The 12,058-nt window shown below is 63.8% G+C and carries 8 protein-coding genes and 2 pseudogenes; 5 read left to right on the top strand and 5 right to left on the bottom strand.

Going from position 1 to position 12,058, the window contains the following annotated elements; genetic code table 11:
* Window positions 1-173: 173 nt before the first annotated feature.
* Window positions 174-614, top strand: a pseudogene (locus tag AB4Y42_RS08920) (helix-turn-helix domain-containing protein); the annotation flags it as partial.
* A gap of 349 nt (window positions 615-963) precedes the next feature.
* Here the strand turns inward: AB4Y42_RS08920 and AB4Y42_RS08915 are convergent.
* From AB4Y42_RS08915 to AB4Y42_RS08905, 3 genes are all read right to left on the bottom strand, one after another.
* On the bottom strand, window positions 964-1,959 hold the full coding sequence (locus AB4Y42_RS08915; RefSeq protein WP_368693976.1) for an asparaginase: 996 nt from the start codon (window positions 1,957-1,959) through the stop codon (window positions 964-966).
* Window positions 1,960-2,017: 58 nt separating this feature from the next.
* A complete protein-coding gene (locus AB4Y42_RS08910) occupies window positions 2,018-3,271 on the bottom strand; it encodes a D-amino acid dehydrogenase (RefSeq protein WP_368693975.1) in 1,254 nt (417 codons plus the stop codon).
* 162 nt (window positions 3,272-3,433) lie between these two features.
* Window positions 3,434-4,516: a GlxA family transcriptional regulator gene (locus tag AB4Y42_RS08905; protein WP_368693974.1), complete on the bottom strand. Its 1,083-nt coding sequence runs from the start codon at window positions 4,514-4,516 to the stop codon at window positions 3,434-3,436.
* Window positions 4,517-4,743: 227 nt separating this feature from the next.
* Between AB4Y42_RS08905 and AB4Y42_RS08900 the strand changes: the two genes are divergently transcribed.
* Window positions 4,744-5,898, top strand: a complete 1,155-nt coding sequence (locus AB4Y42_RS08900; RefSeq protein ID WP_368690443.1) for a branched-chain amino acid ABC transporter substrate-binding protein — start codon at window positions 4,744-4,746, stop codon at window positions 5,896-5,898.
* Window positions 5,899-6,024: 126 nt separating this feature from the next.
* Here AB4Y42_RS08900 and AB4Y42_RS08895 read toward each other — a convergent pair whose 3' ends face one another.
* Window positions 6,025-6,579, bottom strand: a complete 555-nt coding sequence (locus AB4Y42_RS08895; protein WP_368693973.1) for a phosphoglycerate mutase family protein — start codon at window positions 6,577-6,579, stop codon at window positions 6,025-6,027.
* A gap of 207 nt (window positions 6,580-6,786) precedes the next feature.
* Between AB4Y42_RS08895 and AB4Y42_RS08890 the strand changes: the two genes are divergently transcribed.
* From AB4Y42_RS08890 to AB4Y42_RS08880, 3 genes and pseudogenes are all read left to right on the top strand, one after another.
* Entirely contained in the window at window positions 6,787-8,040 is a 1,254-nt protein-coding gene (locus AB4Y42_RS08890) for a phosphatidylserine decarboxylase family protein (RefSeq protein ID WP_368693972.1), read from the top strand.
* A 190-nt stretch (window positions 8,041-8,230) separates the two neighbouring features.
* The gene (locus AB4Y42_RS08885; RefSeq protein WP_368693971.1) at window positions 8,231-9,094 is read left to right on the top strand and encodes an SDR family oxidoreductase; all 864 of its coding nucleotides are present in this window, start codon (window positions 8,231-8,233) and stop codon (window positions 9,092-9,094) included.
* 129 nt (window positions 9,095-9,223) lie between these two features.
* Window positions 9,224-9,289 (top strand): annotated as a pseudogene (locus AB4Y42_RS08880) (CBS domain-containing protein); the annotation flags it as partial.
* A gap of 50 nt (window positions 9,290-9,339) precedes the next feature.
* On the opposite strand, the gene AB4Y42_RS08875 reads toward AB4Y42_RS08880, so the two are convergent.
* Complete coding sequence (locus AB4Y42_RS08875; protein ID WP_368693970.1) at window positions 9,340-12,033, bottom strand: ATP-binding cassette domain-containing protein; 2,694 nt, start codon at window positions 12,031-12,033, stop codon at window positions 9,340-9,342.
* Between the last annotated feature and the right edge of the window lie 25 nt (window positions 12,034-12,058).

The following is a 12,058-nucleotide window of genomic DNA, read 5'->3' as shown; positions in this document are numbered from 1 at the left end:
CGCCTGCGCCGCGGAGTAGCTTGCCACAGGCGACGTCACAACGTGTTTCTTCGGTGCGATCTGCGGCGGGCGCGCCGATTACTGCGCTAATGTCGTGTTCTGGCTATTTACAGATGTCGTGTTTTTGGGCGCTGGCAAGCTGGCAGACTGCTGCAACCGCTGCGGGGCCTGCCATGAAGCCGGACACGACGCTGGTGAGTTTGAGCATGCGCGAACTGGACAGACTGAAGGTTATACAGGCCGTCGTTGAGACGGGCCTCAAACCCGGCCGTGCCGCCGAACGGCTGGGTCTGACAGTACGTCAGGTCGAACGGCTGGTGATCCGGTACCGGGAGCACGGGCCGTCTGGCGTGGCCTCGGGCCGGCGCGGTCAGCCAGGTAAGCGCAAGCTCGACGAAGGCCTGGCGTTGCGCGCCCTGACGATCATCCGCGAGCGCTACGCCGATTTCGGGCCGACGCTGGCCTGCGAGAAGCTGGACGAATGCCACGGCATCCGGTTGTGCAAGGAAACGGTGCGCCAACTGATGACCCAGGCCGGCCTGTGGGTGCCGCGCAAACAGCGTCCACCGAAGGTCTACCAGCCGCGCGCACGGCGTGCATGTTTCGGCGAGCTTGGACCGTCGACGACAGAACCTGCGCGGACTTAGGGCTTTCGAAGCCGCGGATATATGAAGGAGTCGTCGGGCGAAATCCATTGGGGCCACGCACAACCGTGCCATCAACAGGCCGAATGTATATATGCAATCCAGCACCTGCTCGCTGTAGACCAGATCATTTGGCAAACGGGACGAGGCCATGTATAAGTCCGCAACCACCCTCCTCGCCACACACAATCACCTTGCAAATGGGAGGCGACCATATAAGAAATGTCGCGGAGCGCAGCACTTCGATGGCGTGGCTCATCGTGATGAGTCGATGGACCTTTTCGCCTGTGAATATGTACATTGCGTGTCCTGGAAGAGTTCAAAAGCGATAAAACGCTGCCTGCAATGCGCGGCGCTCGTGCGGGTTGCCCAGCATCGCCAGCATCAAAAGAATGCGGGCTTTTTGAGGTGGCTGATCGTCGACGACGATCCAGTCATAGTCGTCGTCAGGCTGCGCGCCGTTGCGGATGACCACGCCGCTGCCTGTTCGTGAAGCCCTCACCACGTGCAGCCCCCGACGCGTCGCCTGCCGCAGTGGCTCGACCATATGTTCTGCGATGTTGCCGTTGCCGGTACCAGCGAAGACAAGCCCGCTCGCTTCACCCGCAATGGCGCAGACCCGTTCGCTCTCAAGCGCACCATAGGCATAGACGACGTCGACCTTCGGCAGCGCCTCGATGTCGTCGATTGACCACGGGGTGCATACCGTGTGATCCCGCGATGGCGTACGGTAGTAGCGAGGCTCGCCTTGGGTCACGTAACCGAGTGCACCATAGGGCGAGCGGAACGCCTCGAGCTTGAAGCTGTTTGTCTTCATAACGTCTCGAGCGGTGTGGATTTCCTCGTTTGCGACGACAAGCGTTCCTTTTCCATGCGAAGACGGATGAATCGCTACCGCAATCGCGTCGTAGAGATTCAGAGACGCATCGGAACTCATCGCCGATGGTGGCCGCATGGAGCCGACTACGACGACGGGTTTCACGCTCTTCAACGTCAGATGAAGAAAGTACGCGGTTTCCTCGATCGTGTCGGTGCCGTGCGTGAGAATGACGCCATTTACCGTGTCGTCCTTGAGCACCTCGGATACCCGCTTGCCAATCATGAGCAGGTGCTGTTCGTTGAAGTTCTCCGAGCCCGTCTGCAGAAGTTGTTCCGCGCTCAGGTTCGCGAGCGACGACGCTTCCGGAATGGCTGACAGGATTTCGTCTATCCCCAGCACTGAGCACGTGTAGGCTGAAGTGTCGACGGCGTTTGCGCCACGGCCGGCAATCGTACCGCCCGTGCCGATGACCACAATATTGGGCTTGTCGTTCATTCGGTATCGATTCAAGGATTTTTTATGATGGCCAGCCGTGCGTCAAACGTTGCACGGGTCATTGAGCGAGCGAGAAAAGGCTGGCCAGCGACGAGTCGGGTTTTCCGTCGATCCAGCCCGTGAGCAACGCGGCCGACCCGCAGGCCAACGTGAAGCCGAGGGCACCATGCCCAATGTTGAGCCAGAGATTTGGATAGCGCGTGGGCCCGATAATCGGCGTGCCGCGTGGCGTGGCGGGACGCAGCCCAGTCCACTCAGTGGCGTCGGCCCGGTTGGCTGCAACCTGAGGGAACAACGCAGCGGCCTCCACACGCAGCGCGGCAATGCGCGATGAATCTGGCTTCAGGGAGTAGCCGTCGAGGTCGGCCATGCCCGCCACGCGCAACCGGTCACCAAGACGTGCATAGACCACTTTGCGTGTGAAATCGGTGACACTCAACGTCGGTGCGATTGACTGCGGTCCCAGCGGGTAGGTCAAGCTGTAGCCCTTGAGCGGATAAACAGGAACGTGAAGGCCCAAAGGCTGAAGCAGATGCGCTGCGCTGGCCCCGGCAGCCACGACGACATGGTCCGCTTCGAGTGCCCCGCCACCGCTGCGCGCCACGATGTGTCCGCCTTTGGCGACCTCCAGTGCGTCGATGCGCGTATTCATCGCAAACCGCACGCCGCGCGCCCTCAGAATGGCTTCGAGACCTTTGCTGAAGCGATGGCAGTCGGCTGTATCTTCGCTGCGCGTATAGATGCCGCCGACGATCCGTTCGCGCACACTAGCCAGCGCGGGTTCTAGCGCGACGCATTCGTCGGCAGACAGTGCCTCCTGCTCGCAGCCGAGTGAGCGCTGAAAATCGAGCAGATTGATGGCGCCTTGCATCGCAGCGGCGTCGCGGTGCAGGACGAGCTTTCCAGAGTGCTGAAAGTCGAAGTCGAGCGTGGGTTCGTCGCGCAGGAGCTGGTACATGAGCGCACGGCTCGCGAACGAGAGCGAGAGCAAGTCGCTCGTGGTGAGATTGCTACGCCGTTGCGTGCAAGCGAACACGAATTTCAGGCACCAGAGCCACTGCTCCGCGCTTACGGCCGGTCGAAAGCGCACCGGCGAGTCCCGCCGAGTGAGCCACGCGGGCAGCTTCGACAATACGCCCGGCCCGGCGAGCGGCGCGACGTAGCTATACGATAGCTGGCCGCCGTTGCCGAAGCTGGTTTCGGTGGCCACCTCACCATGCCGGTCGATGACGATGACCTGATGTCCGGCCCGGTTCAAATAATAGGCGCTCGCCAGACCGATGACGCCCGCACCCAATACGGCAATCTGCATGTCGCTTGTTTCCCTGTTTCATGGCGCACTCGCACGAGACAGGATGTTGAGCCAGGCGACTCCGGCGGGATTGCACCGATGAGTAAAAAAATAGAAGAATCGCGACAACGAATCGCCGCAACGCAGGCGCTCAGTGATGGCGTCGCCCCCGGTCGTACAGCTTCAGTCCTCAGTTGGGGCTGTGCGCGAGCCGCGCAGTTTGCCCGGTGTCACGCCGTAGGTCTCGCGGAACACCCTGATGAAATGTGCGGAATCAGCGAAACCGCACTCGTATGCAATGTCCGTGACCTTGCGCCCGGTGTTCAGCAGCATCCAGCGCGCGTAGCGTAGTCGCATACGGCGATAGAACTCATTCGGCGACACCTTCATCTCGGCCATGAACGCACGCTCGAGCTGACGCACGCTCGTGCCAATCATCTTCGCGATCACCGCGATGTTGAGCGGCGCTTCGAGGTTTTCCTCCATGAGCAGCGCGGCATGGCGTACGTTTGCATCGTCCACCGACAGGTAGCCCAGTGCGCGGCGGCGCTCAATGAACGATGCGCCGGCCTGCCGGCTGACGGTCATCTGGTGAATGACCTTTGATGCCCGGTCAGGTCCGCAATGCAGATTGACGAGCCGCGCGGCGAGCTCGATGACCGAGATGCCGCCCGCACAAGTGATGCGATCGCCGTCAATGAGATAGTCGGCATGGGTGACGACGCGTAACCCGGGGAACATGTTGCGATAGTCGTCGAAGTGGAAGCTGTGCACGCACGCGACATGATCCTGCATGAGCCCGGCATGGGCGAGGACAAAGCTACCAGTGCAGATACCCGCCAGCGGAACGCCCGCTTGCGCAGCCCCGCTCAGATAGTCCCAGTAGCGCCTGTCCACCTTCTCGAGATGCGGCAGCAGGCCACCGATGACGACGATGTAGTCGAACTGCCCGACTTCCGGGAAGGCCGCCTGCACCGGTACGGAGATACCGCAGCTCGATTCAACGGTGGTGTCATGAACGCCGATCGTGGTCCAAAGGCAGCGCAACTGACGACTCTGATCGCTGCGATCGGCTGCGTGACGCAACGCGTCACAGAGGCCGCCAAGCGACAAGAGCGGAAAGCGCGGCCATAGCAGGATTCCGACATTAAGCTCCGCGCCGGAGCGTCCCTGAGGCGTCTCGGGTGTCGTAGAGAGCGAGTCAAGCCGCTCCACCAGTTCGTGGGCCTGCGGGGCTTTGGCCGGGGGATCGTCGGAAGAAAGCATGGGCGGCGCGAATAATCGGTGTGACGCCATTATAGGACTGCACGACCCACATCGCCGCTGTCGCATTTCTTCTGTTTTCTGGCAAATCGGTGCAATGCCGCTGGTTTGTGTCCGCATAAATTTGTCTCGCCAGCGCAGACCACATGCCGCGCGGTACAAGGACGGAGGCGACGGGGACAATCCAGCGGATCGCCCTCGATGCAGATAACTATCGATGAGGTAATGCAATGACCAAGAGCAAAATATTGGGTCGCCGTGTGACGACCTTTGGCATTCTGGGGGCGCTGGCCGCCGTTTCTGCCGGGTTTGCGCATGCCGACGAAACCGTGAAGGTCGGTGAAGTTGCGCCTCTGACCGGTCCGGCTTCCTATCTGGGCAAGGACACTGAGAACGGCGCCAGGCTCGCGGTCGAGGAAATCAACGAAACGGGGCTTGTCGTCGGCGGAAAGAAAGTCACGCTGGTTCTCGACACCCAAGACGATGCTGGCGACCCGCGCCAGGCCACGCAGGTCGCACAAAAGCTTGTCGACGACAAAGTAGTGGCAATAGTCGGGCACATGAATTCAGGCACGACGATTCCGGCCTCCAGGATCTACAGTGACGCCGGTATCGTGCAGGTCTCGCCGTCGGCTACGAATCCGGCGTACACGCTCCAGGGCTTCAAGACCGCATACCGCGTGGTGGCAACCGATGCCCAGCAAGGGCCGGCCCTCGCCGATTACGCGACGCGGACGTTAAAAGTCAGGACCGTCGCTATCGTCGACGATGCCACCGCATACGGGCAAGGTCTGGCGAATGAATTCGAGAAACGTGCGAAGGCAGACGGTCTCTCGGTGGTTTCGCACGACGCGACCAACGACAAGGCTACCGACTTCCGCGCTATCCTGACAAAAATCAAGGGCGCGCATCCGGACGTAATCATGTATGGGGGCCTCGATGCAACGGGTGGCCCGTTTGCGAAGCAGGCCAGGCAGCTCGGCATGACGCAGAAGATTCTCGCAGGCGACGGCCTGTGCGCCGACGACCTTTCAAAACTCGCTGGCGACGCGGCCGATGACGTGATCTGCTCCATCGCCGGCTCGCCGCTCGAGAAGATGCCGAAGGGTCCGGCCTTCGTGCAGCGCTACCAAAAACGCTTCGGTACACATCCTGTCCTGAACTCGCCCTTCGCTTATGACGCTGTGTACGTCATTGCCGAAGCGATGGAGCGTGCGGGCTCGACGGCCCCAGACAAGATTCTTGCCGCAATGCCAGCGACGAACTATGAGGGCGTTCTCGGCCAGACACAGTTCGACTCGAAGGGCGACCTGGTCCACGGGACGATTTCTCTCTACAAGTACGTCGGTGGAAAGCAAACCCTTCTCGACTACGTGAAGAACTAACCCGCCAGGGTCTGCTGGTCAAACCGGCACAGCTGCAGCGCTGCGGTCGTGTCGGTCGTACTTCTTTTTTTTTCACTCCTGCCGCATTGCCAGCGAAACGCCACGTCGGTCTACACGATAGACCGCTTAGACAATGGTCGACGCACTGTCGCCCGCGAGCAGCAGTTGCGGCTGCTGTACAAACGACCATCCGGGCGCAGTCCGGTCGAACACCCAGATCACGTCGAACCGATCGTCGGGCCATGCGCAAGGCACGTTGGGTGCACCCGGCAAATGCGCTACGAGCGACGGTAGTACTTTGTGTTCCCAGGCAATCAAGACCACGCCGGTCTGCATAAGTACGTCCGCCATCAGCGCAGCGCCGTCGTCTTTGCCGTAGGTCGTCTCGTACCTGACTTGAGCGCACGCGCGCAACACGGCCACAAGCGGCGCGACAGTCTGCATCGAACGCTTGCTCCCGTTGCCCTTGCCCGCGCCCGCCGCGTACACCGTAGAAGGCCGCAGCCGCCCTTCGTGTTCATCTTCGGGCGCCGAGAAGCGCTGCGCAAGCGCTCCCGCGCGCTGCCAGCCTCGCACTGCAAGGCTCGCTTCGTCGGTGTGGCCGTCGGCATCCACGCCGCTTCCAAACACGGCGGACGGCTTCTCCGCGTGCCGGATAAGAAGAATGCGATGCGGTCCCATTCTGGTCCTCCCGAAACCGCGGGGCGAGCGTGGATTGTTTCACGAGTCTCTGCGCGTTGACTGCCGTCTTGTCTGCGCACTGGCTGTGCCTGGTAGCCGCTCCATACCAGTGGCGGCGGCCGGCAGCGGCGTCCCAGCCGTCGTGCCCAGCTTCCCCAAGGCATCCGCCTTGCTTCTCAACGTATTTCCTGAACACGAGGGCGAGGCATGGACGCCACCACCCGGCCCAATGTGAAGGCCCGAAGCCGCCTCGGCAACTGGATGCCGCAAAAGGAACAGGTCGCGGCGGACTTTCGCCGCCAGATCGCCGCCGCCGCGCTCGAGCGTGCGCGCAGCACGCCATTGGCGAATGTCGTGCGCGAACTCGCCGACCTCGTGCAAGGGGACACGGTGCTGCGTATGAATCTCTCTCGTGCGATCGACGAAGCGTCGCGCGCGGGCTTCGAACTCGGATACGGCAATATCGACGAGTTGATGACGATCGTCGATTACCTCACGACCTACGCGCCGCCCTTCAATGCCTCCGTGCCGATCGCCACGCCGCTCAATCTCATGCTCGACTGGCCCATGTGCATGCCGTCGGGCTATGCCGTGTTCCGCGACCCGGCCTTCAATGCGCAATTGCGCAACGTGCTCTCGTACTGGTGCGGTTTCCTGAGCGGTCCGCATTCGCGCACCCATCTCACCACGCAGGCGCCGCACGGCTGGTTCAGCGAGCAAGCACAGGAGACGATGCATCTGGACGATTACCTGTGCGAACGCTCGCAGCCTTATTGGGGCTTCGCATCCTGGAACGACTTCTTCACGCGGCGCCTGCGCGAAGGCACGCGCCCCGTCGACGAACCGTCGAATGCGGCCGTGATCGTCAGCGCCTGCGAAGCGTCGCCCTACGACGTGAGCGAGCGTTGCCAACTTCACGACCGCTTCTGGATCAAGGCGCAGCCGTATTCGCTGCGCGAAATTCTGGCCGGCACCGAGCGAAGCGTGGCTGAACGCTTCGTGGGCGGCAGCGTGTATCAGGGTTATCTGAGCGCGTTCAACTACCACCGCTGGCACGCGCCCATCGCAGGGACGGTACGCGAGGCATACAACGTGGACGGCACCTATTACTCGGAAATCGAGGCCGAGGGCACCGACGCGCGCGGCCTGAACGATTCCCAAGGCTACACAACGGCCGTCGCGGCGCGTGCGGTCATGCTGATCGAAGCCGACGAAGCGGCGCTTGGGCTCGTGGCCTGCGTATTCGTCGGCATGGCCGAGGTTTCTTCGTGCCGCATCGTCGCGCTGCCGGGCCAGCACGTGGACAAGGGCGAAGAGCTAGGATTCTTCCAGTATGGCGGCAGCACGTATTGCCTCATCTTCCAGCCCAGCGTGATTCGCAGGTTCGAACCGCGGCCGCCATACCGCGACGACGCTTCCGCTCTCAAGGTCAATTCGCGGCTCGCGCTCGCCGCTGTTTGACCGGCGCGAGCGCGCAGTGCAGCGCGGCGGCGTGACATCCCTTGCCGCCGGCTCACGGGAACGGTCAATGCGCTGGCAACGGGCGTGCACGCATTCGCGATGAGGCGAGACACCGCGTGCGCCAGGCCAACCGCGCGCGCTTCGTGCGGTACACAGAAAACACGCAACGTCATTCGAAGAGGTAAGGACCATGAACGAACATCGCCCCGCCCCACCCATGCCCGAACAGCAGCAGGACCGCACGCCTGGGCGCACCGCGCCCATGGACCCGCAGCCCGATCACGGCGAAAAGAGTTATCGCGGATCGGGGCGGCTTGCCGGCAAGGTCGCCCTCGTCACGGGCGGCGACAGCGGCATTGGCCGCGCGGTATGCATTGCGTTCGCGCGCGAAGGCGCCGACGTCGCCATCGCGTACTTCGACGAGCGCGACGACGCGAAGGAAACCGCGCGCTGGGTGGAAGACGCCGGACGCCGCGTGCTCCTTCTGCCCGGTGACATCCGCGACCGCGCGTGGTGCCGCGAGATCGTGAGCCAGACCGTGCGCGAACTGGGCAAGCTCGACATACTCGTGAACAACGCGGCGTATCAGATGACGCACGAGTCGATCGAATCGATCAGCGACGAGGAATGGGACCGCACCTTCGATACGAATATCGGCGCCATGTTCCGTATTTCACGCGAGGCCGTCGCTCTCATGCAGCCAGGCGCGGCCATCGTCAACACCGCGTCGATCAACGCGGACAAGCCCAAGCCCACCCTGCTCGCCTATGCCGCCACGAAGGGCGCGATCCAGAACTTCACCGGCGGCCTCGCCCAACTCGTGGCCGGGCGTGGCATACGCGTGAACTGCGTCGCGCCGGGGCCGATCTGGACACCGCTCATTCCGTCGACCATGCCGGCCGAATACGTGCGCGCCTTCGGCAAGGCGACGCCAATGGGGCGGCCAGGGCAACCTGCGGAGCTAGCCGGTGCTTATGTACTGCTCGCGTCGCACGAGGGCAGCTACATCTCCGGCGCCACGGTTGCCGTGACGGGCGGCACGCCGCTCATCTAGACGGCGGACCGAAAGCGATCCAGATGCGGATGCCACATGCACTCGCAGCAACGTTCCACTTGCCACCGCACGGCATAGTGACAACACATCCATGCAAAGGAGACGACAATAATTCAGGTTCGCGAAGCGATGTCACGCGAGGTCGTACATATCGCTCCTGACACGACCATCCGGCGCGCCGCCGAACTCATGCGCGACCATGACGTTGGGGCGCTGCCGATCTGCAACGGCGCGTGCGATGAGAATCAGCGGCTGGCGCCTGTGCTTTCCTTACCGGCGCTGGTTGCCGCGACGATTGCGTCAACCAGCGCCGGTAACGCAACGGGCTTGGTGAGCCGCGCGGCGAACAGCCGGCGTTCGCCGCCGCTGGAATCATCAGCGCGCGCAGCCTGCCCCGTCATGGCGATAGCTGGAAGCGTTTTGCCCGCATAGTCGCCGCGCGCTTCCATGTCACGTAGCGCCGCGACGATTTGCGCTCCGTCTTCGCCGTCGAGCTGCAAGTCGCACAGCAGCACATCGGCCCACCTGGCGCGCGACGTCACGCGCAACCCAGCGAGCCATCGCGCACCGCTGCTTTCCTGCTCTACGATCGCCCCATGCAATGTGAGCGCGGCTTCCAGAGCATCGCGCGTTTCCTCTTCGTCGTCGAGCACGGCGACGCGCAGACCCGCGAGTTCGCCGCCGCGCGCCGGGGTGTGCTCGGGCAGCAGCGCATGGAGCGGCAGCACCACGGCGTAGCGCACGCGGCGGTCCTGCGGATCGAGCGTGAGACTCACGCCTGCCTTGCGCAGCAGCGCTTCGATACGCGCGAGCGCGCTGTCGTCGAGCGGTGCGGGCCGCGCGCCGCCCGCCACGCCGAGCAAAACCGTGTTGGCGCTGCGCCGCGCGCCCAGCTCCACCCCGCGCTTTTCTCGCGTGGCCCCCGCCGACGTAACCGAAGCCGCGATCGACGCGGCGTTCTGCACTTCGTTCACGACGAGCAGCGTGAGGGCCTCCAGTAACGCGTCGCCGTTCGCGACAGTGGCATAGAGCCCATCGTCGGGTTGCGTGACGAGCCGCGCGGCCGCTTCGCCCAGCGATTCACGAACGCGCACGGCCACGCGTGCAAGCAACTTCGCCACGTTCACCGGCGTCGTCACGAGCCGCCGCTCAGCGTGCTCGAGATCGTCCTGCTGCCATTGCATCGCCCACATTTTCGCGTACACGCCCTCGCGGGCGAGCAGCGCCTCGTGCCGCCCCTGCTCGACGATTCGACCGTGCTCCATCACGAGTATCCAGTCTGCATCGACAATCGTAGAGAGACGGTGCGCGATCACGATCGTCGTGCGCCCGTGCGCGAGGCGCCGAAGCTCGTTCTGGATCGCGCGCTCCGAGCGCGTGTCGAGCGCAGAGGTCGCTTCGTCGAACACCATGATGCGCGGGTTCTTGAGAAGCGCACGTGCGATTGCGATGCGCTGCCGCTCACCGCCCGACAGGCGCACGCCGCGCTCGCCCACACGCGTTTCGTAGTGGTCGGGCAGACGCTCGATCAACTCGTCGAGCTGGGCCGCGCGCGCGGCGCGCACCACATCGGCCCGGGTGGCGTCGGGTTGGCCGTAGGCGATGTTGTATGCAATAGTCTCGTTGAACAGCACCGTGTCCTGCGGCACGATGCCGATCGCTTCGCGCAGGCTGGACTGCGTGGCGTGCGCAATATCGTGGCCGTCGATGGCGATGGTCCCGCGCTGCGGCTGGTAGAAGCGGAACAGCAGCCGGATCAGCGTGGATTTGCCCGAGCCGCTACCGCCCACCACGGCGACGGTGCGCCCTGGCTCGGCCAGGAACCCCACATCGTGCAGGATAGGCCGCCCGGCGTCATAGCCAAAATCGACATGCCGGAACGCCACCTCGCCTTCGCGCACGACTAGCGCGCGTGCTCCGGGCGGGTCTTCATCCTCGCCCGGCGTGCCGCGCACGCAGAGGATGGCGAAGAGCCGCTCGACGTCGACGAACGCATCGTTGGCCTCGCGAAACACGAAGCCGAGTGTATTGAGCGGTGCGCACACCTGAATGATGTACGCGTTGATGAGGATGAGGTCGCCCACCGTCATCGCGCGAGTCAGCACGTTCTGCACGGCGATCACCATCACCGCCGCAATACCTGCCGCCACCACTCCGCTCTGGCCCACGTGCAGCACGGTCAGCGCGCGCTGGTTCGCCGTGCGCGCGAGGACCCAGTCGTCGAGCACGCTGCGCAGCCGCGTGACTTCGTGCTGCTCCGTCGAAAAGTACTTGACCGTGTCGTGATTGAGCAGGCTGTCGACGAGCCGACCGTCCGCCTGCGCCTCCAGCGTGTTCACCGCGCGCTGGAACGCGAGCCGGCGGCGCGTGTAAATCGCGGTCCAGGTCCCATAGCACGCAAAGGTCCCGGCGATGGCGAGCACAAAGGCGCTGTCGTAGTGCGACGCGACGATCGCCACGACCACGGCGATTTCGAACACCGTGGGCAGCACCGAAAAGAGCGCGGTGCCGAGCAGGAAGCCCAGACCGTCCGCGCCCTTTTGGACGTCGCGCACGATCGCACCCGTTTCGCGCTGCGCATGAAAGCGCGCGCCCAGCCGGTGCAGCTGAGCGAACGTGCGTTCGCGCAGCGTGGCCACCGCGCGCTGCACGACGATGCTGAACGCCACATCGCGTGCCTCGCCGAGCGCGTCCGACAGGAAGCGCAGCAGCGCATAGACGATGGCGAGCAGCGCCGGCAGCGCGGCCAGCGAGTGAAGGTGGCCGAGATCGTCGATCAGATGCTTGAGTGCGATCGGCACCGAAACGGCGCCGAGGCGCGCCAGGATCATCAGCGACGCCGCCGCTGCGGTGGCGCTGCGATGCCGCCACAGCGCCTCGCCGAGCGTGCGCAGAATGCGCGAGCGCACGGCGCGCCGGCTGGGCGTGGCTCCATTCATCGGGCAGCTGCCTCCGAAGTGATCG

Origin of the sequence: Paraburkholderia sp. EG286B (assembly GCF_040965655.1) — a bacterium.
Taxonomy (GTDB): Bacteria; Pseudomonadota; Gammaproteobacteria; order Burkholderiales; family Burkholderiaceae; genus Paraburkholderia.
Note: the sequence above shows the minus strand (reverse complement) of the source record. Positions and strands in the feature narration are given on the sequence as shown.

Excerpts from the sequence above, each read along its gene's own strand:
- AB4Y42_RS08875 (WP_368693970.1), bottom strand. The coding sequence starts at position 12,033 with ATGAATGGAGCCACGCCCAGCCGGCGCGCCGTGCGCTCGCGCATTCTG.
- AB4Y42_RS08900 (WP_368690443.1), top strand. The coding sequence starts at position 4,744 with ATGACCAAGAGCAAAATATTGGGTCGCCGTGTGACGACCTTTGGCATT.
- AB4Y42_RS08890 (WP_368693972.1), top strand. The coding sequence starts at position 6,787 with ATGGACGCCACCACCCGGCCCAATGTGAAGGCCCGAAGCCGCCTCGGC.
- AB4Y42_RS08885 (WP_368693971.1), top strand. The coding sequence starts at position 8,231 with ATGAACGAACATCGCCCCGCCCCACCCATGCCCGAACAGCAGCAGGAC.
- AB4Y42_RS08910 (WP_368693975.1), bottom strand. The coding sequence starts at position 3,271 with ATGCAGATTGCCGTATTGGGTGCGGGCGTCATCGGTCTGGCGAGCGCC.
- AB4Y42_RS08905 (WP_368693974.1), bottom strand. The coding sequence starts at position 4,516 with ATGCTTTCTTCCGACGATCCCCCGGCCAAAGCCCCGCAGGCCCACGAA.
- AB4Y42_RS08895 (WP_368693973.1), bottom strand. The coding sequence starts at position 6,579 with ATGGGACCGCATCGCATTCTTCTTATCCGGCACGCGGAGAAGCCGTCC.
- AB4Y42_RS08915 (WP_368693976.1), bottom strand. The coding sequence starts at position 1,959 with ATGAACGACAAGCCCAATATTGTGGTCATCGGCACGGGCGGTACGATT.